This is a genomic window from Aeromonas allosaccharophila, from assembly GCF_000819685.1.
Classification (GTDB): Bacteria; Pseudomonadota; Gammaproteobacteria; order Enterobacterales; family Aeromonadaceae; genus Aeromonas; species Aeromonas allosaccharophila.
The window spans coordinates 1-23,347 of the sequence record NZ_CDBR01000102.1 but is presented as its reverse complement, the minus strand read 5'-3'; the positions used below and the strand labels follow the sequence as shown (position 1 = coordinate 23,347).

The following is a 23,347-nucleotide window of genomic DNA, read 5'->3' as shown; positions in this document are numbered from 1 at the left end:
CGACCATCCCATTAACGCCGTCTTCAGGATAACGTTCCCGCCCCCACACATCGGCACACTGCTTGAACAACCACTCGAGCGGTTGTTTGCCGAGTCGCTGACGGGCTTGAGACAGGGCACTGTCCGCGAGCAAGGCATCATTGGCCAACCCTTCTGCACAGATGTTGAGGCGCCGAGCGACCTCGGAGATGGGCTCATTGCGGAAAAAAGCCATCCCCACGACGGGCCACAAGACCATATCAGAAGGTAAGCGGCGGCGGCGAATAGTGGCCTTTTCAGACAAGGCGGCAGCGGCAGTAATCCATTCGTCGGGAATATGGTCGGCAAAAATGGCCAGCCGAGCCAGCATGTCGCCAGATGCCTCAACAACATCGTTCAAGTCGTTTGCAATAGACATAAAAAAATCCGGAACCAATGACTGGTTCCGGATTGTCCTACAGCAGAAGGATCGGTCAATGGATCCTTAACTGATCGGCATTATTCCAGGCGAAAGGCTTTTGTCGCTCTATATGTTGCTGTTATTTGCCAATATTGTCCGCCAGCTGTTTGGCACGATTGGCCGCCCACTGGTCGATCATCTTCTCCATCTCCTCGGCGGTGATCGGCGAATCCTTGTGGGTGGTATCCGGGCTCTCGCGGGCATCCATCACCCGCACCAGCAGCTTGCCGCTCTGGGAGTCGAGCAGTTGGGCCATGCTGCCCACCTTGAGCAGGTAGGGCTCCTTGCCAATCACTTCACGAGTGATGTTGATGGCGATCTTGGCGGGCAGCAGGTCACGCAGTTTCGGGTCGGGACGGGTCAGGTCGAAGTTGGTGACAGCCGCCTGGATCCGCATGACCTTCGGGCCGGGGGCGCTGGCAATCTTGACGCCCTGCTTGATCAGCTCGCGCTGGAAGGTGTCGTGGTAGTAGCGGCCAATCTGGTTCTGGTCGTTGGCGGTCAGCAGATACCACTGGCCATTCTCCTGACGGATAAACTGCAGCGGATCGAGCAGCACCTCGTTGTATTGGCGCAGGTCAGTACCGGGCTCCTTGTAGACGCGCTGGTTGGGGTTGCTCTCGCTCGGCTGGAAGGCGCTGAAGGGAACAGTTTGCAGTGACTGCAAGCTGTAGGAGACCTGATTTTTGACGGCGCAGCCACCCAGAAGGACCGCAGCCACGGCAACCATCACGACCTTTTTCATATTTGCTCCTGCATTTTACTGTTTGTTTTTGCTGTGGATTTCGCACCACATGGCTGGAGATCCCGTGCTGAAAGCCGCCAATGTCACAGAGAAATAACCTATTCGCCACCTTCTCACAAGCGACAGATCAAGATTGTTCAGCTCACATCCAAGTTGTCACAATTGCGGCGCGTTTGTACAAGGTCGGGCAAGGTATGAGCCGCAATCAGGCGAGGGTTCGGTTGTTTAATCCGGCTAAATGAAGCTGTGGCAGGCGCTCTGTTTTTTAAAACGATGCGGGCCCGCAGGCGGCGTGAGTTGCACGGGGAGATACCTCAGAACGGTCGATGACCGATCATCAGCCATCTTGCGTAAACGGGCCTGCCGCCGGACAAGCGGCAGACCCACTCATCAGTTATAGAGACCCCGGGGGCACTGCTTGACCGTCAGGCCACCAGCTCGGCCCCCATGCTCGCCAGAATGGAGAGGCTGACCACCGCAAACAACACGCCAGTCACCAGATTGAGCGGCCGCTGCACCCGCAGCAGCAGGCGCTGGGCGCGATCGGTGGAGAGGCTCCACGCCAGCAACCCGAACCAGCAGAGGGAGATGATAAAGAGCTCGCCCACCAGCAGGCCGCGGGTCACCCCGTCCACCTGCGGCGTCACCATGGCGGCCAGCAGACCAATAAAGAACACCAACGCCTTGGGGTTGAGCAGATTGGTGGCGATACCGGCACGCACGCCCCTGCCCCAGCCGCGCAGCTCGTTGGCGGCGTTGGCGGCGTTGGCCATCACGGTGCTGCTCTGCTGGCGGGCCGCCATCAAGGCACCCCACCCCAACCAGCCCAGATAGAGAGCGCCGCAGCACTTGATCACCATAAACAGCAGCGGGTGACTGGCGATCAGCATGCTGATCCCGGTCAGGCTGAAGGTGGCGTGCACCATGATCGCCAGCGAGATGCCCAGCGCCGCGCCAAGGGCGGTTGGCCGGTGCAGGCTGGTGCGCAGGATCAGGGCGAAATCGGGGCCGGGGCTGGCCAGTGCAATCAGGTGCATCAGGCCAAGGGTAACGAACAGACTGGTCAGCATAACAACTCTCGCTTTAACGACGGAGAGTCAGCATGGCGGATCAGCGGGGGGCCGGCTTGTAAAAGATTGCATCTGGGCACGAAATTCGGCGGGCGTCAGACCGAATGCCTGGCGAAAGCCGTGATGGAAGTGACTCTGATCGAAGAAGCCGACCGCCAGCGCCACCTCGCTCACCGCCATCCCGCTCGCCAGCAGCCGTTTGCCCTGCTCCAGCCGCAGCCGTTTCAGCCAGGCGTAGGGAGTCATGCCGCTGCGTTTCTTGAACTGGCGCAGGAAGGCGAAACGGTCGAGTCCGAGCAGCCCCGCCAGCTCTTCCAGCGAGTGGGGCTCATCGAGGGCGGCCATCAGGTAGTCGCGCAGAAATCGTAGCTGGGGATCCGCCAGCTGATGCACCTCGGGGGCCAGATGCAGCAGCTCCCCCAGCAGGGCGAGCAGCTGGCTCTCGATCAGCAGGCCATCGGCTTTGGGGTTGTCGAGATAGCCGTGCAGCTGGGCAAAGCCCTGATAGAGGTCGGGGCGGCTCTGCAATCCCTTGTCGAAGAAGGGCTCCGGCTGCTCCGGCAGCCAGAGCGCCAGCTGCTGCGGATCGATGGCGAAGACTCGCACCTCGTACCCTTCCGGCAGCAGGCTGAGGCCGTCGTGCACCTCGTCCGGGTTGACGGTTGAGAGCACCCCGCGCACCAGATGGTGGCTGTTTCCCTTATGGATAAACTTCTGGCCACCCCGTTGCACCAGCCCGATATGGTAGTCGAGATGGACATGGCGGCCGTAGCTGAACGCCCTGTGGTGGGAGTGTGACAGCTCGACCCCCGGCAGGTGCGGGGATTGCCAGTAGCGGATAAGGGAATCGGTGGTATTCATGGGTTATAGATACACCAGAAGCGGGCCTTGGACTTGTAGATTATTGCACGCAACCCCCTCTCAACGCCCCCACAGCCGCGGGGTTGGCTCCACCAGCGAGGCGAGCGGCACCCGCTCCACCATCTGACGCATATGTTGCACCAGTTCGGGATTGCCATCCCCCAGCGACTTGTTCAGCACAATATGCACCTGCAGTGGGGTGGCCGGCAGGTAGATGAGGCGGGTCGCCGCAGGGAGCTTGGCGCGAAAATGGTTGGCGGAAATATCGTTGGAAAAGAGCGCGGCATCAATGCGCCCGCGCAGCAACTTCTGCATGTTGCCATGCTCCCAGCTGAGCTGGGAGAGGGTGTCGATGTGGATCTGCGGATGCTGCAACAGCGGCGGCACGATCGCCTGACTCGACCAGCCGATGGTGGTTCCGTAGAGATCTTCCTGCCGTTCGACCGAGTGAAGCCGCGATGGCACCAGTACCACCAGCACCGGCCGCAGCAGCAACAGGTGGGGGTCGATATAGCGGAAGTGACGGGCACGCTCGGGGCTGTAACTCAGCAGCGGGGTCAGATCGCACTCGCCGCTCTCGAGGTTGCTGAGCAGCCGCGCCACATTGAGCCCCTGCCACTCGATGGTACGCCCGATCGCGGGTTCGATATGACGGCGAAAGTAGTCGATCACCGGCCCGGAGACCTCGCCCTGCTGATCGATGGTGACCAGCGGCGCCAGCTGAAAGACGCATCCCCGCAGTGGCGCGTTGATCGCCACGGCCTGGCTGATGGTCATAAGAGGGAGAAGAAGTGCCGATAGCAGTAATACCAAACGCGTGCCCGAACGAGAGATGCCCATAAGTGCCGACCCGATGCCCTGATAGCCATCAGCATGGCACAAGGCAAATGAGCGGGCTATCCGCTCCTGCCGCGCTTCGACCTCTTGTGCCCCCTACTCCCATGACCAATGGGCCCCGTTTTATTGAAGTGAAAATCAATAATTCCGCTGCTTTGATGGATTTTGGTCTCTTGAGATATAGTGCGGCCCCATTCATCAAACCGGCGGATGAGCGCCCCGCCGGACAGGTAGATTCATGAGACTGTTTTTGCTGTTGTTGTCGTTGTTTGCTGCGACCGTAAGTTCTGATGAAAAGCCGCGTCTGCCCTATTACGACTGGGGTCGCTGCCCGTTTGAAGGTTGCACCTATAAGACATGGACCACCAAGCAAGAGGTGATCGTCAGAGCCGAGCCATCCCTGACGGCCAAAGAGCTGTTCCGGCTACCCCGCGGCCAGCAGGTGGAAGGGCTGACCGGGGTCGTCATTACCGAACAACCGGGGATCGTCGAGATACTCAGAGCGGTCAAGCTGGGCTACAGCAAGGAGGGCAAAGGGCCACTGTTGAATATGAAGGCAGGGGAAACGCTTTATATCCTCGGCGGACTGGGCGAAGGCAATAGCCTGTTCTGGTACAAGGGCAAAACCTACATTCTCGATTATGACTATGCGCGCAAAGAGATCAGATACGGCCGGTCACCGCAGAGCCAGTGGTGGGTAAAAATTCGTGACCAGCAAGGACGTGAGGGTTGGGTTGCCGAAGCCAAAAACTTCGCCCATATGGATCGTTTCGAGTAATAACGACAGCCTGCCCCAAGCTCGGGGGCAGGCTGTTGACGAGAGTTACTGCCCGGGTTGCAGTTTCATCTCCTGCAGATACTCCTGTACCTGCAGCTTGTAGTCCGCCTGATAGGAGAACTTGGTGCTGTCGCTCGCCGCAATCAGGTTGACCGCGGTGCAGAACAGGGTGGCCGCCAGTAACCCCTTGCCAACCCACTGCGGGTAACGACGGCTCCAGCGTACCAGCAGCAGCAGGATCGGGAACAATGCGTAGGGGAAGATCAGCATCAGGTGCCAGTAGTTGAAGATGATGGGCGACAGGGCCGCACTCACCAGTACCGCCAGCACCGCCGCCAGCGCATAGAGGCCGAGCCAGCTCTCGCCATCTACTGGCGCACGGTCGCTGCGCAGCAGACGCGGCTTGAGTTCCCGCCACAGCTGCCAGTTGGCCTTGGCCGCCAGCAACACAGTTGCGGAACCCACGCCATAAATCACGATGCGCCACAGCCAGATCGCTGCCATCTGCAGGTATTCGTGGCCTGCCAGCCAGATGAACTGGGTGTCGTTGACCAGCTTGCTGGCAAACAGCCAGGAGCCGTAGCGCAGCCAGTAAATCACCGATTTCAGCACCGGATAGACATGCACCAGACCCCAGCCGATATAGCGCTGGCGCGCCTCGGGATCGCCGTTCTGGGTGATGTGGCTGTTGCTCATCACTTCCATCGTGTAAGGGATCAGGGAGGCACCGATCAACAGGGCGGCCACCACCACCCCGCTCCAGCTCACCTTGAGAATGCGGCGCCAGAAGAGGTAGGTGGACATCACCGCCAGCAGCGGCCAGGAGTAGTGCAACTGCATCGCCATGCCGATGGCCAGCAGGTGCACGATCATGTGCCAGAAGGAGGCCCGCTCGCGCATATGCCAGGCCGACCAGCAGTGCATGGCCGAGAAGAGGAACAGATAGGAGGGGTTGTAGAGCAGACTCTCGTACTGGAACCAGGGGTTGAGCCAGCAGAGTACCAGAAACAACAATCGCGCATTGCCCTTCGATACAGGGTCAGCAAACACCTGGCGGATCACCGCATCAAACAGCAGAAAACCAACAAACCGCATCACCAGCAGCAACACCATGGGGGCATAGGGAGAATCCCACAGCAGCAGCGGCCCACCAATCAGCCAGGCCGACAAGCTGCCCGGCACATTGCCCACCGCACTCGCGGCATTGCCATAGCTGAGCCAGACCCCCTCATAAGCCCCAAGGTAACCCTTGTAGAGCATCTGGGTCTGATCGCCGCTGAGGAGCTGATGTTGAAAAAACAAATATGAAAGCAGCAGACCAAATACACCTCCGCCCCATACAGCTAGTGGCCAGACTATTTTTTGTGTTTTAAAAATACTCAACTAGCCTCCTCAACAAAAGAGATTTTACCATATGCCAAATCTAACAACTTAATACAATGTTCATCTAATGAATCCATTTTTGGCTCTGGCATCTGCAATTTAAATTCGTTATATTCTCCGCTATCCCACAAATAAATAATTTTATTTAATGCATCAACCAAGCTATCTTTGTTTAGATCAAATTTAAAACACATACCTTCATGAAGAACTTCTGTCGCAGCAACACTTGCTGACAATACTACTGGAGTTCCACACAATACTGACTCTATAGCAACCAACCCAAATGGTTCATAACGAGATGCTAATATTGTAGCATCCACAGCTGAATATAATGATGGCATGTCATCAATGAATCCTACATTGATAACTCGTTCATGCTCAATTTTTTTACTTCCTGCAACAATTAACTTAATCCTTTTGTCCACACAATTTAGAGCAGATAAAATTATATCTGCTCCCTTCCTAAAATGATTTCCAGATGGAAATAGCATGGCTATCTCATTTTCAGCGATCCCTAGTAAGTGACGATAGTCACTTCTAGAAAAATGTGTTTTCCTTTTAAAAACATCAGAATTAGTTGGCGGATATAATACAGATATTTTATCACTAGGGATTTGGTAATATCTCACTAATTCGTCTGCAATTGATCGTGAGTGTGCGACAACATGCGCAGATAAAAGAAAGCCCTTTTTCTCTTGCCATATAGATAAAAAATCGCTCAATCTATATATTTTTTTCCCAAGCGAAACCCTGTTGGCCACATGAGTTCCTGCCGAGATAGCTACCTCAGCGCCACTAGGATGGCGACAGCAACTAATTGTAGGTACACCATCTATCTTTTTTTTCATACAAAAGAAATCGAAAGCCTTATCTCTCAATAATTTAAAATTATTAATTAATGGCATTTTAAAGAGACTAAAAGTGACTAAGCTCTTATCGAAAAGAATTGATGGGTCTACATACATTGTAATTACGTTAACTTTCACCCCAAGCTTGGTCATGCCATCAATTAAATCTATGACATATGTTTCCATACCACCAGATTTTTTAATGTAGGGATAGGCTATATTTATCTCTTTATATTTCATAAACAATGTCTTCTTTAAAAGTTACTTTTAATAATTCCATGCTGACGGTGCCTTAATGAAAGCGAAAGTGAGGGCGACCTAAGTAAAAAAAACAATATCTTAAAATTATTTATATTAGGTTTTCTAACTGTTTTTATTACCGCTTTTAACAAAAAGCGTGACTTCAATGCAACACTAGCTAATAAATTATAGTTCTTACTGAAAAAATAAAAAAGAGATATATAGAATTCTTTTTCTATCTCAATGTTTCTGTTTGTACTACCACCACAAAAATGAATTATTTTAGCTTCTGGAACGAAGAATACTTTCATTCCTCGCTTTTTCATTCTAATGCAAATATCCTCTTCCTCACAGTATAAAAAATAATTTGGATCTAATCCTCCCACATCATAATAATCTTTGGTTCTAAAAAACATGGAGGCACCACTCCCCATTGGCACCTTGACCGGTTCATGATATATTTTTTTCCTATCCGGATAGTTTTCTCCGTCAAAAAATCGACAAAAACCACTTCCAAACCACTGGTTTAATACGGAAGGTATATAGGCAAAAGATGGATGATAAATGCCTTTCTCATCATACTGTGATGGTATACATAGTGACACATCATCATGATCATCCATAAATTTGTTAAGTACTTTTAATGTATTTTTTTCTATAAGAGTATCGTTATTCAAAACAAAGATATATTTTCCTTTTGCCTTTAGGATACCAACTATATTTCCCAATGCAAAACCGAAGTTTAAAACATTCCTTTCCAAAGTTACTTTTTTATATCCGATACCGATCACAAAGTCAGACAACTTTACAAATTGTTCTTCACTAGAACCATTATCTACGACTATGACTTCATAATCATCATGTGAACTATTGAAAATACTATTTATACAACTTATGGTGTAATCCGTTGAGTTGTAATTTAAAATAATTATAGATATCATATCAGTCTCTTTAATAAGATTAACAATAGATTTAACGGTCCATCATCATCTGTTCACTTACCGCACTAGTAACTAAAATTGCAGTTAACATTGAGAAGAAAATTATACCGGAATTATGATTTAAAAAAGCTTGACTAAGGCTATAATCTATAGTGCATAAAACAGATACACCAAGCATGATCGGTGTTATAAGATTAATTTTAGTTAATCGTCTATAAATTAAAACGGGATAGAGAAACATCATTAAAATAACAACAAGCCCAAGAGTCCCTCTTTTCGACATTTCATCTAAAAACTGATTATGAGCATGAGAGTCAAAATCATATATAAACTGTGTAATCTTTCCAGACTTTAACTGTTCAAGTTGGGACTGACGAATACCATTATTACCCCATCCTATAAATGGTTTATGTAGATATGAGTCCAAGGCGCTATACCACAACTGAAATCTAATCCCAAGCGATGTGTCCTTATTATCTCCTTTTATAAAATGTACAACATCACTACGAGCGGCATCAATACGCACTAGCACGTTTGTCTGAGGTATAGATACAACACCTATCATACCTAACATCAAAATGGCAAAAACCATTTTATCGACTTTACAAAGAGTTTCTTTAAAATGAAAGACTATAGTAAATAATATTATGGGGAGCAATAACCAACCTCCACGAGTGCCAGAAAGAAAACTACCTAACATTCCCATGGCACACGAAGCCAACATAAACATGGCAATAATAAAACTTCCATTTTTCTTGAACCAGAAATAAGAGCATAGGCTAAGTACGCCTAACGTCATACTTATATCTCCGCCTTGAATAGGCATCATATTTTCAAATGCTCTATCCACTCCTAAATAAAACTTTTCATATGATGAAACTATACCAGCAATAAATGCACCTACTGCAACACCGAGCGAAATAGTAATGGGGCGCACAGGATTCTGCACCAATAAAGGTAGTATCAGCGTAGCCATAATCACACGACTGGGGCGGTCAAACTCACGCACACTGCCATTATCTAATAATATAGACAATCCTTGAACGAGAGCATAGAGTATAAAAAATAAAGCCAACATTTTTACTTCTTTTGGCATACGGAGCCAGTATAACGGCCGCCAACAGACTGTAAGACTTACAGCTAACAATATTGCTGGCCCATAAGAATATCCACTTGGAATAGCCAGAGACAAAGCTCCAAATAAAAATGCTCCAACTTGAACTAGGTTGTGTGTTGCATTATCTCGCCACGATAAGAAAATATTATGCGTTGGGGTCATGAATAACTTATTTCCTAAAAACATAATTCCCGCGGATTTTGCGCCACAACCCAAACACATCAGTGCGGGGGAAGATGGCAATCCGGCGGATCTGGTAGGGGTCCTGGTGCATCGCTTTGGGGCCGCTGTTGGTGGCAACGGCAAAACGATACCCTGCGGCTATGACCTGCTCCTTGGCACTCTCATTGATGTCTCCGTAAGGATAGGCAAACGAGAGCAACGGCTGGCCAAGCAAGGCCTCCAGCTGGCGTTTGTTCTCCTGAATTTCATGGGACTGCTGCTCTGGCGGGAGTTTGCTCAGGCGAGGATGGGTCAGGGTGTGACCCCCAATCTCCACATGGCCACTCGCCGCCAATGCCTTGATCTGCTCACCATTCATCAGGGGAACAGATGTATCGGGATTGGTCGGATGCTCCACATCCCAACGGTTATAGCCTTCGCCAGTCACCACGTACACCACTGCTTTGTAACCATATTTTTCCAGCAGGGGCAGCATGCGGGTCAGATTGTCCTGATAGCCGTCATCGGCGGTGATCATCAGGTACTTCTTGCCGTGCTGCAGGCGATGGATAAAGCCTTTGTCCGCCAGATCGCGGAAAGTCAGGGTCTCGTAGCCGAGCCACTTCATCAGGCGCAGATGCTTCTCGAACATGGTGATCGGCATCCAGGTACCGTGAACCCCTTTCTCGCTTTCGTGTTCGATAAAGCGGTGGTACATGATGACCGGCATCTCGCGGCGCAGGGTTTCAACCACAGCATCCTGATAGATGGTTTCGAGGCCGGATACTACCCCCTGCAAGCCGTACTCGTCCTGAATCCGCTGGCGAATGGCTTCCGGCACCACCTTGCTGGCCAGGGCGGATTTGATTTCGCCCTTCAGCGCAGCAAAATCGATAGCCAGATCCTTGGGACCGATATCGCCGAAGTTGCTGGCCAGCGCTTCATCCAGATTCTGTTCAGTCACCATACCGATGGCCTTGGCTTCGCCAATAGCGAAGGCGGGCCGACCGCAGAGCAGCGCTTCCATGGCTACTCGACCGGCGCCTATGACCAGGTCGCAACCGGCCAGCAGAGCAGGCACATCATCGACATAACCGACAAACTCGGCATGATCTTGAAAACGGGCAAAACGCTCGGGCACGCGGGTACCGCTGACAATCCGTACCTTGCAGGCATCCAGATCGAGTACTTCGTCGAGCAGGCGGTAGCAAAGCTCCCCTTTGGGGCCACTCAAACGGCCAATGATGGCGATCACCGGCTTGTCATTATCCGGCACCGGCATGGGCTGAAACTTGTCGGTCTCGATACCGTTGCGCAGCACCTGCACGATAGCGGGATCCACGCCAAGGTTGTCGATGACCTGCCGGGCGATATCCTCGCAAACGGCGACCGCCCTGAATCCAAGGGCATGGAAGGCTTTGCGGGATGCGTGTACCGGCTGACGACCATGTACCGTGGTAATCATCGGGGTGCCAGTGAGCTTGCAGGCGACATAGCTGCTCCAGCCGGAGGCGCGGGAGTGAGCATGCACCAACTGGATATGGTGCTTCTTGATGAGGTAGATGAGGTAAAAGACGTGCCAGAAACGGCGCAATATGCTGCGCTTGTTGAATCGAAGCTTGAAGACGGGACCAAGGGTCGGCTTGGTCAGCGTATCCGACACATAAAAGACGTTGTGACCACGCCGGGTCAGTTCGTTGCCGACCGTGGTGGCATAAACCTCGGCGCCCGTCACTTCGAGCTGGGAGAGTGCCATCAATATATTCATTGCGTGGTTACCCGGTAGAAACTGAGAAAAACAGTGACAAACAACAGAGCCGGAAACAGGTATGGCCTGCTTCCGGCTTGTCTACATAGGCTGTGTAAAGCTCACCCGTTAGCGGTTGAGCCAGGCCATGTAATCCGCTACTCCTTCGGCAACGGTTTTGAACTCGGCGTCATAGCCCACGCTGCGCAGCTTGGTCATGTCAGCCTGGGTGAAGCTCTGGTAGCGACCCTTGAGGTGATCCGGGAAGGGGATGTATTCGATAGAACCCTTCTGATGATGCTTGATCACCGCTTCGGCCACGTTCTGGAACGGCTCGGCACGGCCGGTACCACAGTTGAAGATGCCGGAGTGCTGCGGGTTCTGCCAGAACCACAGGTTTACCTTGCAGACGTCGTCGATATAGATGAAGTCACGCATCTGGCCACCGTTGGGGAAACCGTCGCAACCTTCGAACAGCTTGGGATTCTCGCCCTTCTTCACCTGGGTGTTGAGGTGGAAGGCAACGGAGGCCATGGAGCCTTTATGCTGCTCGCGCGGGCCGTAGACGTTGAAGTACTTGAGGCCGACGACCTGAGAGTTGATCTCCGGCATCCAGCGGCGCACGTACTGGTCGAACAGCTGCTTGGAGTAGCCATAGACGTTGAGCGGCTGTTCGAACTTGGGATCTTCGATGAAGTTGTCGTTGCGACCGCCGTAGGTGGCGGCAGAAGAGGCATAAATGAACGGAATTTCACGCTCGATGCAGTAGTGGAACAGGTCCTTGGAGTACTCGTAGTTGACCTCCATGATGAACTTGCCGTTCCACTCGGTCGTCGCCGAACAGGCACCTTCGTGGAAGATAACCTCAATGCCGTCCCACTCTTCGAATTCGTCGCCGGAAACGATACGCGCCTGGAACTCGTCTTTGTCCATGTAGTCAGCGATGGTCAGATCGACCAGGTTGACGAACTTGGTGCCGTCGGTCAGGTCATCAATGACCACGATATCGGTCCGTCCTTGAGCGTTCAGCTGCTTGACCAGATTGCTGCCGATAAAGCCAGCACCGCCAGTTACTACGATCATGGAGTTTGCCTCTCGTACGTTGATGGCTACATGTGACTGCTTGTTAAAGCTGTGTATAGTGAGCCAATTTGAAATTGCCGAAAAGTTTATCACGGGCCGTCCGGGGATTCGACCTTGTTCAAAACTGCCCCGAGCGGAACCTGTTGGAGGAATGAGTGATGAAAACCAGAGACAGGATCATTCACAGCGCGACCGAGCTGTTCAACGATCAGGGTGAACGCAACATCACCACCAACCACATTGCGGCGCACATGGGGATCAGCCCGGGCAATCTCTACTACCACTTCCGCAATAAAGAAGACATCATCCACTCCATCTTCGACCAGTATGCCCGTCACCTGAGCGAGAGCTTCGTGCCGACCAGCAACCGTGAAATCACCCTGCAGGATCTGATGGGCTATCTCGATGCCATCTTCTATCTGATGTGGCAGTTCCGCTTCTTCTACGCCAATCTGCCGGACATCCTGAGCCGTGACGAGCCGCTGCAACAGAAGTACCTCAAGGCCCAGGAGCAGATGCGTTCTTCCGTGGTCGCGCTGCTCAGAAGCCTGCGCGAAGGGGGCATTATCGATGTCAGCGATGAAGACCTGCCGGATCTGGGCCAGACCATCAAGATGGTGGTGACCTGCTGGATCCCGTTCCAGATTGCCCAGGCCCCCAACACCCGCATCACCAAACCGCTGCTCTATCAGGGCGTGTTGAAGGTGCTGTTCCTGCTGCGCCCCTATGTGCAACCCCAGGTGGCCGGACAGATCCAGCAGCTGGAGCAACACTACCGTCAGCTGGCCCAACCAGCTGGGTGAGATCTGTTTCACATTTGTTGAATATCAGCACAATAATTTGAATTTACCGCAACAGATTGCAGTAAAATGTCGCCCTCTGTTGATACGCAGCTGAAATAGCCAATAAGGATCGAGGATGTCTAACGGATTCTATCGTCACCTGACTGAGCAACTGAACCAGGTGCAAGCTGAAGGGTTGTACAAGCAGGAGCGCATCATCACCTCCGCCCAACAGGCCAGCATCGCCGTCGGCGGTGAGCAGGTACTGAACTTCTGTGCCAACAACTATCTGGGATTGGCCAACCACCCGGATCTGATCGCCGCCGCCCATCAGGGACTCGACAGCCACGGCTTCGGCATGGCCTCGGTACGCTTCATCTGCGGCACCCAGGATCAGCACAAAGCGCTGGAGCAGAAGATGTCTGCTTTCCTCGGCACTGAAGACACCATCCTCTACTCCTCCTGCTTCGATGCCAATGGCGGCCTGTTCGAGACTCTGTTCGGCGCCGAAGATGCCATCATCTCCGATGCCCTCAACCACGCCTCCATCATCGACGGCGTGCGGCTGTGCAAGGCCAAGCGCTATCGCTACGCCAACAACGACATGGCCGAACTGGAAGCCCAGCTGAAACAGGCGGATGCCGATGGCGCCCGCTTCAAGCTGATCGCCACCGACGGCGTCTTCTCCATGGATGGCGTCATCGCCGACCTCAAATCCATCTGCGATCTGGCAGACAAATACGATGCTCTGGTGATGGTGGATGACTCCCACGCGGTCGGCTTTATCGGCGAAAACGGTCGTGGCACCCATGAATATTGTGGTGTGCTGGATCGGGTCGACATCATCACTGGCACCCTGGGCAAGGCGCTCGGCGGCGCGTCCGGTGGCTATACCTCCGGCAAGAAAGAGGTGATCGACTGGCTGCGTCAGCGCTCCCGTCCTTACCTCTTCTCCAACTCGCTGGCCCCCTCCATCGTTGCCGCCACCATCAAGGTGATCGACATGCTGGCCGAGGGTCACGACCTGCGCGCCCGTCTGAAAGAGAACAGCCAATACTTTCGCGAGCGGATGAGCGCCGCCGGCTTCACTCTGGCGGGTGCCGACCACGCCATCATTCCGGTGATGCTGGGGGATGCCAAACTGGCCTCCGAAATGGCGACCCGCATGCTGGCAGCTGGCATCTATGTGGTGGGCTTCTCCTTCCCGGTCGTGCCCAAGGGTCAGGCGCGCATTCGCACCCAGATGTCTGCCGCTCACACCCGCGAGCAGCTGGACAAAGCGATCGACGCCTTTATCCGCATCGGCCGTGAACTCGGCGTTATCTGATTTGAATCAAGGGGCTGCAGCCCCTTTTTTCTGCATTCATATTGAAGGAACAGCCATGAAAGCACTCTCCAAACTGCACAAAGAGGTCGGCATCTGGATGACAGATGTGCCTGCTCCCGAGCTCGGCCACAACGACCTGCTGATCAAGATCCGCAAAACCGCCATCTGCGGCACCGATATCCATATCTACAACTGGGACGAGTGGTCCCAGAAGACCATTCCGGTCCCCATGGTGGTCGGCCACGAATATGTCGGGGAAGTAGTCGCCATCGGTCAGGAGGTGCGCGGCTTCGCCATCGGCGATCGGGTCTCCGGCGAAGGGCACATTACCTGCGGTCACTGCCGCAACTGCCGCGCCGGGCGCACTCATCTGTGCCGCAACACCATTGGCGTTGGCGTCAACCGTCCGGGCGCCTTTGCCGAGTATCTGGTGATCCCCGCGTTCAACGCCTTCAAGCTGCCGGACAACATCCCGGATGAGCTGGCTGCCATCTTCGACCCGTTCGGCAATGCGGTACACACCGCCCTCTCCTTCGATCTGGTGGGTGAGGATGTGCTCATCACCGGGGCGGGCCCCATCGGCATCATGGCTGCCGCCGTCTGCCGTCACGTGGGTGCGCGCCACGTGGTGATCACCGACGTCAACGAATACCGGTTGGAGCTGGCCCGCAAGATGGGCGCCACCCGCGCGGTCAACGTGGCCAAGGAGAAGCTGGCCGACGTGATGAGCGAGCTGGGGATGACCGAAGGGTTCGATGTGGGGCTGGAGATGTCCGGCGTCCCGAGCGCCTTCCAGGAGATGCTCGACAAGATGAACCACGGCGGCAAGATCGCCATGCTCGGCATCCCCCCCTCCACCATGGCCATCGACTGGAACAAGGTGATCTTCAAGGGGCTGTTTATCAAAGGGATCTATGGCCGCGAGATGTTCGAGACCTGGTACAAGATGGCCAGCCTGATCCAGTCCGGGCTGGATCTCTCCCCCATCATTACCCACAGATTCCACATCGACGAATTCCAGCAGGGGTTCGATGCGATGCGCTCCGGCCACTCCGGCAAGGTGATCCTGAGCTGGGATAAATAACCCATTTCACCCCTTGGGTACTCGAAACCCGGCGAGTGCCGGGTTTCTTTTTATCTCCACCACTCGAATTGCCGTGATATCGCCCAAAACTTTGTACGCAGAGTGTTTAACACTTCACACACAAGCGTTTAAATGGCTGTAACTATTCGGTTATAATCCCGTCGTTTACATGGATAATAAAAGACTGCTGGGAGTATATGAGCGTGTTGAAAAAACTGAGCTATTTGCTGGCTGTCGGGATGACGGCCGCCAGCTTGTCTGGGGCAGTGCTTGCTGCCGATGATATGTCACCGGAAGCCATTGCCGAGCGGATCAAACCAATCGGTCAGGTCTATACCGCCAAGGATCTGGAAGGTATTGCCGGCGCGGGTGCCGCACCGGCTGCGACCGCCTCTTCCGGCCCCCGCGATGGCGAGACGGTGTTCAAGGGCGCCTGCTTTGCCTGTCATGATACCGGCGCCGCCGGTGCCCCCAAACGGGGTGACAAGGCAGCCTGGGAGCCTCGCATCGCCCAGGGTATTGATACTCTCAAGAAACATGCCATTGAAGGCTTCACCGGCAAGTCCGGCATGATGCCTCCGCGCGGCACGTGTGCGAGCTGTAGTGACGAAGAGATAGAAAACGCCATCCACTACATGATCGACAAGCTGTAAGTATTTGAAAGGGCCGCAATTGCGGCCCTTTCAATCTCTCGGCTTCCGACTACTCTTGTAAGGTAGACATATCGGGAGTTGCTCATGTCGCCCCAAGCTATCGAACCCCACTACTCAACTCCTCTGTTGGCGTTGGTCTCTGCCATTATGGACTTCCCAGCGCCACAATCGGCCACGTCTGACGATTATGATGCCCTGATCCGGCAAATAGACCAACTCTGCCCGCTGCAACACTTCGGCATGCTGGGCCTCGCCGATACCGGCCTGAACTGGCTTTACGCCTACAAGATAAGCGACATCTTCAAGCAGCAACTGGGGCGGGAGCAGTCCCGCATCACCGATCAGCTCACCCAGCTGGATGAGGCCGAAGGGTGGTGCGTCTTTCCCATCGAGCATGGTCAGGTACAGTGGCTGCTGGCTCGTGGCACACCCACCGATCTGCCGACCCTGCGCCTGCTGCTGGAGTGTCTGGCCAAGCGGCTGACCGAAACCCAGGCGGGCTCCCATCTCACCGAGCTGCCTTCACCGCTGATCCGCAAAGACCCGAACTGGAAAAAGAAAATCGAGAGCATCAGCCGCATCATGCGGCTGGCCAATACCCTGCCGGGTCAGGCGCTGTTTTCCCAGCTGGAGGCGGTACTGCGCCAAATGCTCGCCATCGAGGACATGCTGCTGGTCAGGCTAACCAGCCAGAAGCTGGAAAAGATCTACCCCGCCCATCCTCATCAGGGAGACGAGTTCATCAGCGGGTTGTGCCACAGCACCAGCAATATCGAGGTGAACAGGGAGTCTCGCTACTGGCACAGCATGCCGCTGCGGCTGCAGCAACAGTACTTCGCCCACTTCATCATCAGCACGATCCAGCCGCTGGAAACTGACGACAAACTGTTTCTCGACTTCCTGCGCGGCCAGCTCACCCTGTTGCTGGAGCTGAGACGGATCCGCCAGCAGCTCAACGACATCAATACCGAAGACTCCATCAATCAGCGCCTGCAACAGCTGCGTCAGACCAACCTCAGACTGCAAAAGCAGCTCAAGCAGCATCAGGAGCTGGAACGGCGGTTGCAATTCGATGCACTTCACGACCCGCTGACCCAACTGCCCAACCGCGCGCTGTTGATGAACCACCTCAACCACGCCATGACCCACTACAACCGCTACAAGTCGCCGGGATTCGCGGTGATTTTTATCGATGTGGATCACTTCAAGCAGATCAATGACACCCTGGGCCACAGTGCTGGCGATCAGCTGCTCAAGGAGGTGAGCCGCCGCCTGCAGACCTGCATCCGGCAAAACGATCTGGTGGCCAGACTGGGGGGCGATGAGTTCGTCATCTATCTGGACAGCAGCAAGAGCGACGATGACATCAGCCCGGTGCTCAACCGCATTATCAGCCGTCTCTCATACCCGTTCCGGCTACTCGGCAACGAGTTGAGCATTACCGTCAGCCTTGGGGTATCGAGCGTATCCGAGCAAACCTCAGATATCAGCCAGCTGCTCCATCAGGCCGATCTGGCCATGTATCAGGCCAAACGCAATGGTCGCAGCCGCATCGTCAGCTACTCGGATGATTGCATCAACCAGAACTGGAATTCGCCGGAAGAGATGCTGGCCAGAGCCCTGCGGGAGGGGCGTATCGTCCCCTATTTCCAACCGGTGATCCGGCTGCAGGATAGCCGCCTGACCGGACTGGAAGTGATGGCGCGCTGGCTGACCGAGGAGGGGATTCTGAAGGATGCGTTCGACTTTATTCCGCTGGCGGAGCAGTGCGGCCTTATTCTGGAGCTGGATTACCAGATCCTGCGCCACACCTGTCAGCAACTGAAGAACTGGCTGCCAATCTCCGGGCAGGGCAAGTTCAAGGTCGCCATCAATCTGTCGGGCAAGCATCTGGTCAACCATGACCACATCATGCGGCTGATGGGAATCATCGAAGAGGAAGGGGTCGCCCCCGGCTATCTGATTTTTGAATTCAACGAGCGGGAGCTGTCGCGGCAAGATTCCGATGCGCTGGCATCCCTGCATGACCTGAGGGCCAAGGGTATCCAGATCAGCCTCGATGATTTCGGCACCGGCTTCTCTTCCCTCAACGCCCTGTTCCACTTCCCGGTGGATTACATCAAGGTGGATGACAGCTTTACCCAGCGGATGCTGCAATCACCCAAAGATTTGGCGCTGATCCGCGCCATGCGGGATATCTGTCAGGATCTCGATTACACCCTGGTGGTCGAGGGGATCGAGAACCAGCAGCAGTTGCAGAAGCTGATTGATATCGGCTGCCGGATGGGGCAAGGGCGCTATATCTCACCGCCCATGCCGGGAGCAGACATAGTACCGCTACTGACCCCGGCCAATCCTTAGGGTTAATCCTTCTTGAACAACGCCCGCAGGTTGGCAACACCGACCTGCCCCTTCTGCTGGCGCTCCTCGGCAGTCACCTTCTTCTGGTTTTCCCATTCAAGGTCATCCTGCGGCAGCTCCAGCAGGAAGCGGCTCGGCTCCGGACGTACCGACTCGCCAAACTGACGCCGCTCCTTGCAGAGAGTGAAGGTCAGTTCGGTCTGAGCCCGGGTGATCCCCACGTAGGCGAGACGTCGCTCTTCCTCCACATTATCTTCATCGATGCTGGTCTGGTGAGGCAGCAAGCCTTCCTCCATCCCCACCATGTAGACATAGGGGAACTCCAGCCCCTTTGAGGCATGCAGCGTCATCAACTGCACCTGATCCGCATCATCCTCCCCTTCGTTGCGTTCCATCATGTCGCGCAAGGTGAGGCGAGTGACCACCTGAGCCAGCGTCATCGACTCCTCCAGCTCATCCCCCTCCAGCATCTCGGTAATCCAGCGATAGAGGGTGGAGACGTTCTGCATCCGCATCTCGGCCGCTTTCGGGCTGGGGGAGGTCTCGTAGAGCCACTCTTCGTAGTGGATCTCCTTGATCATATCCCGCACCGCCTCCACCGGATTGCCGCGCAGCGCCTCATCGCCAAGGCGAACCAGCCAGTTGGTAAAGGCCTGCAGGGCCACGAGGCCACGACCAGAGAGGTGCTGCTCCAGTCCCAGCTCGAAGCTGGCGGCAAACAGACTCTTGCCGCGCTGATTGGCATACTGACCCAGTTTTTCGAGGGTAGTGGGGCCAATCTCGCGGCGCGGCAGGTTGACCACCCGCAGGAAGGCGGTGTCCTCGTCCGGATTCACCAGCAGCTTGAGGTAGGCCATGATGTCCTTGATCTCGGTGCGGGAGAAGAACGAGGTGCCGCCGGAGATGCGATAAGGAATCCGGTTGGTCATCAACGCCTTCTCGAAGATGCGCGACTGATGGTTGCCCCGATAGAGGATGGCGTAATCCTTGAACCGGGTGCGGTTCATAAACTTGTGGCCCATCATCTCGGCGGCGATCCGCTCCGCTTCGTGCTCCTCGTTCTTGGCGAACAGCACCTTGAGCTTCACCCCCTCATCAAGCTCGGAGAAGAGTGCCTTGTCATAGACGTGCGGGTTGTTGGCGATCAGGATGTTGGCGCACTTGAGGATCCGCCGCTTGGAGCGGTAGTTCTGCTCCAGCTTGATCAGCTTGAGGCTGGGGAAATCTTCGCTCAGCAGCACCAGGTTCTGCGGCTTGGCACCGCGCCAGGAGTAGATGGACTGGTCATCATCCCCCACCACGGTAAAACGGGCCCGCTCGCCGACGATCTGCTTCACCAGCTCGTACTGGCTGGTGTTGGTGTCTTGGTACTCATCGACCAACAGGTAACGAATCTTGTTCTGCCAGCGCTCGCGCACCTCCTGATTGCTCTTGAGCAGCAGGGTCGGCATCACGATGAGGTCATCAAAATCCAGCGCGTTATAGGCCACCATCTGCCGGTGATAGCGCTCGTAGAGCTGGGCCATCAACACCTCTTCCGGCCCGCGAGCGATGCGCATGGCGCGAGCAGGCAGGATGAGGTCGTTCTTCCAGTTGGAGATTTGGCTGATGAGGGCCGAGAGCTTGTCCTTGTCGTTGTCGAGCTCGTCTTCAGTCAACTCTTTCAGCAGCGCCAGCTGGTCGGTGTCGTCGAACAGGGAGAAGTTCGCCTTGAGATTCAGGCTCTTGTGCTCACGACGAATAATATCGAGGCCCAGGGTATGGAAGGTGGAGACCATCAGCCCCCGCGCCTCCTTGCGACCCAAAGTCTGGCCGACCCGCTCCTTCATCTCCCGCGCCGCCTTGTTGGTGAAGGTGACCGCTGCTATGTTGCGCGCGTTGTAGCCGCACTGCTGCACCAGATAGGCAATCTTGTTGGTGATGACGCGGGTCTTGCCCGATCCGGCACCCGCCAGCACCAGGCAAGGGCCGGAGACATACTTGACCGCTTCGTTCTGATTGGGGTTGAGCTTCATGGGCCGGATCTCTTGGCTTATGATGAGGGGCGGCATTGTACCAGAAATCACCCGATGAGCCGTACCTGCTGCACAGCAGGCAGCCGTTCATCAGGCTTATCGCTCCTTGTGTTCGGGCGCTATTTTCAGGATCATGGCCGACCTTTCGAGATGATGACTTTTTCCGGATGATGAGGGGAGCATGAATCAGCAACAGCACGACCAACTGCGCAGCCAGTTTCCGGCCTTGGCGCAGGAGGTAAACGGCCACCCTCTGGCCTATCTGGACAACGCCGCCACCACCCAGAAACCGCAAGCGGTACTGGATGCCATCGCTCACTACTATGGGGCCGACAATGCCAATGTGCACCGCGCCGCCCATGCTCTGAGTGGCCGCGCTACCCGCGCCTTCGAAACAGCCCGCGAGACGGTCGCCCGCTTCATCAATGCCCCCCGCAGCCAAGAGGTGATCTGGACCCGCGGCACCACGGAAGCGATCAATCTGGTAGCCCAGAGCTGGGGGATGAGCGAGCTCAAGGCGGAGGATGAAATCATCCTCAGTACGCTGGAACACCACGCCAATATCGTCCCGTGGCAACTGGTCGCCCAGCGCACCGGCGCGGTGATCCGGGTTATCCCCCTCGATGAGCGGGGCGATCTCGATCTGGCCGCCTATCACGCCATGCTGGGGCCACGCACCCGGCTGGTGAGCGTCGCCCACGTCTCCAATGCCCTCGGTACCGTCAATCCAGTCAAAGAGATAGTGGCTGCCGCCAAGGCGGTCGGGTCCCTGACGCTGATCGACGGTGCCCAGGCGGTGGCTCACCTCGAGGTGGATGTGCAGGCCATCGGCTGCGACTTCTACGCCTTCTCCGGTCACAAGCTCTATGGCCCGACCGGCATCGGTGTGTTGTGGGGCCGCACCGAACTGCTGGAGCGGATGCCGCCCTGGCAAGCCGGTGGCGAGATGATCGATCGGGTCAGTTTCAGCGGCACCACCTTCAATACCCTGCCCTTCAAGTTCGAGGCGGGTACCCCCCATATCGCTGGTGCTATCGGCCTCGCCGCCGCCATCGACTATGTGATGGCGCAAGATCGGCAATGGCTCGCCAGCCATGAGCAGGCACTGACCGACTATCTGGTCGCTGGCCTGCAACAGGTGCCGGGGCTGCGTCTGGTCGGCGAACCCGGCCAACGCGCCGGTGCGGTCTCCTTCCTGCTCGACGACATCCACCCGCAAGATGCCGCCACCCTGCTCGATATGCAGGGGATCGCCCTGCGAGTCGGCCATCACTGCGCCATGCCACTGATGGAATCGCTCGGGATCGGCGGCACGATGCGTGCCTCGCTGGCCTGCTACAACAATCGGGATGATGTCGACGCCCTGCTGGCCGCCCTGCACAAACTCAGTGACTTCTTCTAAGGCAGACAATCGAATGAGTGATCTCGCAAGCTATACCCGGATTGGCCTTGAGCCCAATGCCGACAGCATCCGCCAGCAGTTTGCCGCCGCTCACGGCTGGGAGAACCAGTACCGGCTCATCATCCAGCTCGGCAAGCTATTACCCGTACTCCCCGGCGAATGGCAACAGGAGGAGTTCCGCCTCAAGGGGTGTGAAAGCCAGGCCTGGTTGAAGGGAGAACAAAGCGAGGATGGTTGCTGGCACTTTGCCTGTGATTCCGATGCTCGCATCGTGCGGGGCCTTATCGTCATCGTGCTGGCCGCGCTCAACCACCAATCGTCTGCGGCGATCCAGGCTTTTGATATGGAAGGCTATTTCACCGAACTGGGGCTTGAGAAACACTTGAGCCCGTCACGAGGTAACGGGCTCAGAGCGATCGTGCTGGCGATCCGGGAACAAGCGGTCTAACCCGCCTTGTTCAGTGGTCGATTAGGCTTCGCCAATCGACCCTACTTCTTCATTCCCGACCTATTTCTCGGCACGGGCCCCCCGCTCGGCAATCTTCTTCAATACCCGGGACGCGGCAACCAGCCCAAAGGTTGCCGTCACCGGCGTCACGGCGCCAAAGCCGGAGGCGCAATCCATCTTCATGATGCCATCGCTGGCCGCCTTGGCCTGACAGGTGCCACCATGACCATCCGGATAGCTCAGCTGTTCGGTTGAGAAGACACACTCCACCCCGAATTTGCGTGCCAGATTCTTGCTGAAGTTGTGCAACCGGCGCAGGTCGGAGCGCACTTTCGCAGCGAGCGGATCCTGAATGGTCTTGGCCAGATCGGCCACGGTGATTTGGGTCGGATCCATCTGCCCGCCGGCACCACCCGCGACGATCACCGGGATCTTGTTGCGCTTGCAGAAGGCAATCAGCGCCACCTTGGCCTTGACCGAGTCGATGGCGTCCACCACATAGTCAAACTCCCGCTTGATATACTCGGCCAGGTTGTCGGCAGTAACGAAATCGTCCACCTCGATCACTTCGCAATCCGGATTGATGGCGCGAATACGCTCGGCCATCACCTCGGTTTTGAGGCGACCAACCGTCCCCTGCATGGCGTGGATCTGACGATTGGTGTTGGTGATGCAGATATCGTCCATGTCGATCAGGGTGATCTGGTTGATGCCAGCCCGGGCCAGCGCCTCCGCAGCCCAAGAGCCCACGCCGCCAATCCCTACCACACAGACCTTGGCCTGGCTAAAGGAACGCAGAGCGTTCTGACCATAAAGACGGGCAATGCCCCCGAATCGCTGTAGATATTCTGCTTTCATACCACCACCTTGCTTGAGGGCGGCCATTATAACGACAACCAACGCCAGCGGCGATGGCAGAACCGGAGAAAATCGAGGAGGAAAAACAGGGAAAACGGCAGAGAAGAGGGAATAAAAGGTCAATTATCAGCCTATTTGCTGAATTTCAGGCAATAAAAAACCCCGC

The 23,347-nt window shown here is 55.2% G+C and carries 21 protein-coding genes; 8 read left to right on the top strand and 13 right to left on the bottom strand.

The genetic code is table 11. From position 1 onward, the window contains the following. From BN1115_RS18530 to BN1115_RS18510, 5 genes are all read right to left on the bottom strand, one after another. A partial coding sequence (locus BN1115_RS18530) for a transposase domain-containing protein (RefSeq protein WP_042658316.1) occupies window positions 1-397 on the bottom strand: 397 nt, incomplete at its 3' end. 121 nt (window positions 398-518) lie between these two features. Further along, window positions 519-1,184 carry a DUF3313 domain-containing protein gene (locus BN1115_RS18525; protein WP_042658315.1) on the bottom strand — a complete coding sequence of 222 codons (666 nt, stop codon included), beginning with the start codon at window positions 1,182-1,184 and terminating at the stop codon, window positions 519-521. 425 nt (window positions 1,185-1,609) lie between these two features. Then, window positions 1,610-2,254, bottom strand: a complete 645-nt coding sequence (locus tag BN1115_RS18520) for a LysE family translocator (RefSeq protein WP_042658314.1) — start codon at window positions 2,252-2,254, stop codon at window positions 1,610-1,612. 27 nt (window positions 2,255-2,281) lie between these two features. Continuing rightward, on the bottom strand, window positions 2,282-3,115 hold the full coding sequence (locus BN1115_RS18515) for a helix-turn-helix transcriptional regulator (RefSeq protein ID WP_042658313.1): 834 nt from the start codon (window positions 3,113-3,115) through the stop codon (window positions 2,282-2,284). A gap of 60 nt (window positions 3,116-3,175) precedes the next feature. Then, a complete protein-coding gene (locus BN1115_RS18510; RefSeq protein ID WP_042658312.1) occupies window positions 3,176-3,892 on the bottom strand; it encodes a substrate-binding periplasmic protein in 717 nt (238 codons plus the stop codon). Between the two features lie 298 nt (window positions 3,893-4,190). Between BN1115_RS18510 and BN1115_RS18505 the strand changes: the two genes are divergently transcribed. Beyond that, window positions 4,191-4,730 carry a hypothetical protein gene (locus tag BN1115_RS18505; protein WP_042658311.1) on the top strand — a complete coding sequence of 180 codons (540 nt, stop codon included), beginning with the start codon at window positions 4,191-4,193 and terminating at the stop codon, window positions 4,728-4,730. A 45-nt stretch (window positions 4,731-4,775) separates the two neighbouring features. Here the strand turns inward: BN1115_RS18505 and BN1115_RS18500 are convergent, their stop codons facing one another. The 6 genes from BN1115_RS18500 to rfaD all read right to left on the bottom strand — a co-directional run bounded on the left by BN1115_RS18500 (window position 4,776) and on the right by rfaD (window position 12,251). After that, complete coding sequence (locus tag BN1115_RS18500) at window positions 4,776-5,990, bottom strand: 3-deoxy-D-manno-octulosonic acid transferase (protein ID WP_082034895.1); 1,215 nt, start codon at window positions 5,988-5,990, stop codon at window positions 4,776-4,778. 119 nt (window positions 5,991-6,109) lie between these two features. Further along, window positions 6,110-7,201 carry a glycosyltransferase family 4 protein gene (locus BN1115_RS21970; RefSeq protein WP_082034894.1) on the bottom strand — a complete coding sequence of 364 codons (1,092 nt, stop codon included), beginning with the start codon at window positions 7,199-7,201 and terminating at the stop codon, window positions 6,110-6,112. Window positions 7,202-7,215: 14 nt separating this feature from the next. Next, window positions 7,216-8,142, bottom strand: a complete 927-nt coding sequence (locus tag BN1115_RS21965; protein ID WP_082034893.1) for a glycosyltransferase family 2 protein — start codon at window positions 8,140-8,142, stop codon at window positions 7,216-7,218. Between the two features lie 31 nt (window positions 8,143-8,173). Further along, complete coding sequence (locus tag BN1115_RS18490) at window positions 8,174-9,421, bottom strand: O-antigen ligase family protein (RefSeq protein WP_042658309.1); 1,248 nt, start codon at window positions 9,419-9,421, stop codon at window positions 8,174-8,176. Window positions 9,422-9,428: 7 nt separating this feature from the next. Continuing rightward, window positions 9,429-11,189, bottom strand: a complete 1,761-nt coding sequence (locus tag BN1115_RS18485) for a bifunctional glycosyltransferase family 4 protein/polysaccharide deacetylase (RefSeq protein WP_042658308.1) — start codon at window positions 11,187-11,189, stop codon at window positions 9,429-9,431. A gap of 108 nt (window positions 11,190-11,297) precedes the next feature. Further along, entirely contained in the window at window positions 11,298-12,251 is a 954-nt protein-coding gene (gene rfaD, locus BN1115_RS18480) for an ADP-glyceromanno-heptose 6-epimerase (protein ID WP_042658307.1), read from the bottom strand. 158 nt (window positions 12,252-12,409) lie between these two features. Between rfaD and BN1115_RS18475 the strand changes: the two genes are divergently transcribed. From BN1115_RS18475 to BN1115_RS18455, 5 genes are all read left to right on the top strand, one after another. Next, a complete protein-coding gene (locus BN1115_RS18475) occupies window positions 12,410-13,054 on the top strand; it encodes a TetR/AcrR family transcriptional regulator (RefSeq protein WP_042658306.1) in 645 nt (214 codons plus the stop codon). A 115-nt stretch (window positions 13,055-13,169) separates the two neighbouring features. Beyond that, window positions 13,170-14,360, top strand: coding sequence for a glycine C-acetyltransferase (locus BN1115_RS18470; RefSeq protein ID WP_042658305.1), 1,191 nt, complete (start codon window positions 13,170-13,172; stop codon window positions 14,358-14,360). 55 nt (window positions 14,361-14,415) lie between these two features. Then, window positions 14,416-15,444: an L-threonine 3-dehydrogenase gene (gene tdh / locus BN1115_RS18465; RefSeq protein ID WP_005340852.1), complete on the top strand. Its 1,029-nt coding sequence runs from the start codon at window positions 14,416-14,418 to the stop codon at window positions 15,442-15,444. 197 nt (window positions 15,445-15,641) lie between these two features. After that, window positions 15,642-16,097 (top strand): c-type cytochrome, encoded by a 456-nt coding sequence (locus BN1115_RS18460; protein WP_042658304.1) that lies wholly within the window; start codon window positions 15,642-15,644, stop codon window positions 16,095-16,097. Window positions 16,098-16,181: 84 nt separating this feature from the next. Next, entirely contained in the window at window positions 16,182-18,458 is a 2,277-nt protein-coding gene (locus BN1115_RS18455; protein WP_042658303.1) for a putative bifunctional diguanylate cyclase/phosphodiesterase, read from the top strand. A gap of 2 nt (window positions 18,459-18,460) precedes the next feature. Here BN1115_RS18455 and rep read toward each other — a convergent pair whose 3' ends face one another. Continuing rightward, complete coding sequence (gene rep / locus BN1115_RS18450; protein WP_042658302.1) at window positions 18,461-20,473, bottom strand: DNA helicase Rep; 2,013 nt, start codon at window positions 20,471-20,473, stop codon at window positions 18,461-18,463. A 181-nt stretch (window positions 20,474-20,654) separates the two neighbouring features. Here rep and BN1115_RS18445 point away from each other — a divergent pair, with 181 nt between their 5' ends. Beyond that, window positions 20,655-21,875, top strand: a complete 1,221-nt coding sequence (locus BN1115_RS18445; RefSeq protein ID WP_042658301.1) for an aminotransferase class V-fold PLP-dependent enzyme — start codon at window positions 20,655-20,657, stop codon at window positions 21,873-21,875. A 13-nt stretch (window positions 21,876-21,888) separates the two neighbouring features. Next, entirely contained in the window at window positions 21,889-22,323 is a 435-nt protein-coding gene (locus BN1115_RS18440; protein WP_042658300.1) for a SufE family protein, read from the top strand. Window positions 22,324-22,383: 60 nt separating this feature from the next. Here the strand turns inward: BN1115_RS18440 and tcdA are convergent, their stop codons facing one another. Then, a complete protein-coding gene (tcdA, locus tag BN1115_RS18435; RefSeq protein ID WP_042658299.1) occupies window positions 22,384-23,181 on the bottom strand; it encodes a tRNA cyclic N6-threonylcarbamoyladenosine(37) synthase TcdA in 798 nt (265 codons plus the stop codon). Window positions 23,182-23,347 lie beyond the last annotated feature (166 nt).

What these genes read in the sequence shown, in the direction of transcription:
- BN1115_RS18505 (WP_042658311.1), top strand. Translation starts at nt 4,191, where the DNA reads ATGAGACTGTTTTTGCTGTTGTTGTCGTTGTTTGCTGCGACCGTAAGT.
- BN1115_RS18510 (WP_042658312.1), bottom strand. Translation starts at nt 3,892, where the DNA reads ATGACCATCAGCCAGGCCGTGGCGATCAACGCGCCACTGCGGGGATGC.
- BN1115_RS18440 (WP_042658300.1), top strand. Translation starts at nt 21,889, where the DNA reads ATGAGTGATCTCGCAAGCTATACCCGGATTGGCCTTGAGCCCAATGCC.
- BN1115_RS18455 (WP_042658303.1), top strand. Translation starts at nt 16,182, where the DNA reads ATGTCGCCCCAAGCTATCGAACCCCACTACTCAACTCCTCTGTTGGCG.
- BN1115_RS18460 (WP_042658304.1), top strand. Translation starts at nt 15,642, where the DNA reads ATGAGCGTGTTGAAAAAACTGAGCTATTTGCTGGCTGTCGGGATGACG.
- tdh (WP_005340852.1), top strand. Translation starts at nt 14,416, where the DNA reads ATGAAAGCACTCTCCAAACTGCACAAAGAGGTCGGCATCTGGATGACA.
- tcdA (WP_042658299.1), bottom strand. Translation starts at nt 23,181, where the DNA reads ATGAAAGCAGAATATCTACAGCGATTCGGGGGCATTGCCCGTCTTTAT.
- BN1115_RS18485 (WP_042658308.1), bottom strand. Translation starts at nt 11,189, where the DNA reads ATGAATATATTGATGGCACTCTCCCAGCTCGAAGTGACGGGCGCCGAG.
- BN1115_RS21965 (WP_082034893.1), bottom strand. Translation starts at nt 8,142, where the DNA reads ATGATATCTATAATTATTTTAAATTACAACTCAACGGATTACACCATA.
- BN1115_RS21970 (WP_082034894.1), bottom strand. Translation starts at nt 7,201, where the DNA reads ATGAAATATAAAGAGATAAATATAGCCTATCCCTACATTAAAAAATCT.
- rep (WP_042658302.1), bottom strand. Translation starts at nt 20,473, where the DNA reads ATGAAGCTCAACCCCAATCAGAACGAAGCGGTCAAGTATGTCTCCGGC.
- BN1115_RS18520 (WP_042658314.1), bottom strand. Translation starts at nt 2,254, where the DNA reads ATGCTGACCAGTCTGTTCGTTACCCTTGGCCTGATGCACCTGATTGCA.
- BN1115_RS18490 (WP_042658309.1), bottom strand. Translation starts at nt 9,421, where the DNA reads ATGACCCCAACGCATAATATTTTCTTATCGTGGCGAGATAATGCAACA.
- BN1115_RS18475 (WP_042658306.1), top strand. Translation starts at nt 12,410, where the DNA reads ATGAAAACCAGAGACAGGATCATTCACAGCGCGACCGAGCTGTTCAAC.
- BN1115_RS18470 (WP_042658305.1), top strand. Translation starts at nt 13,170, where the DNA reads ATGTCTAACGGATTCTATCGTCACCTGACTGAGCAACTGAACCAGGTG.
- BN1115_RS18525 (WP_042658315.1), bottom strand. Translation starts at nt 1,184, where the DNA reads ATGAAAAAGGTCGTGATGGTTGCCGTGGCTGCGGTCCTTCTGGGTGGC.
- BN1115_RS18515 (WP_042658313.1), bottom strand. Translation starts at nt 3,115, where the DNA reads ATGAATACCACCGATTCCCTTATCCGCTACTGGCAATCCCCGCACCTG.
- BN1115_RS18500 (WP_082034895.1), bottom strand. Translation starts at nt 5,990, where the DNA reads ATGCTCTACAAGGGTTACCTTGGGGCTTATGAGGGGGTCTGGCTCAGC.
- BN1115_RS18445 (WP_042658301.1), top strand. Translation starts at nt 20,655, where the DNA reads ATGAATCAGCAACAGCACGACCAACTGCGCAGCCAGTTTCCGGCCTTG.
- rfaD (WP_042658307.1), bottom strand. Translation starts at nt 12,251, where the DNA reads ATGATCGTAGTAACTGGCGGTGCTGGCTTTATCGGCAGCAATCTGGTC.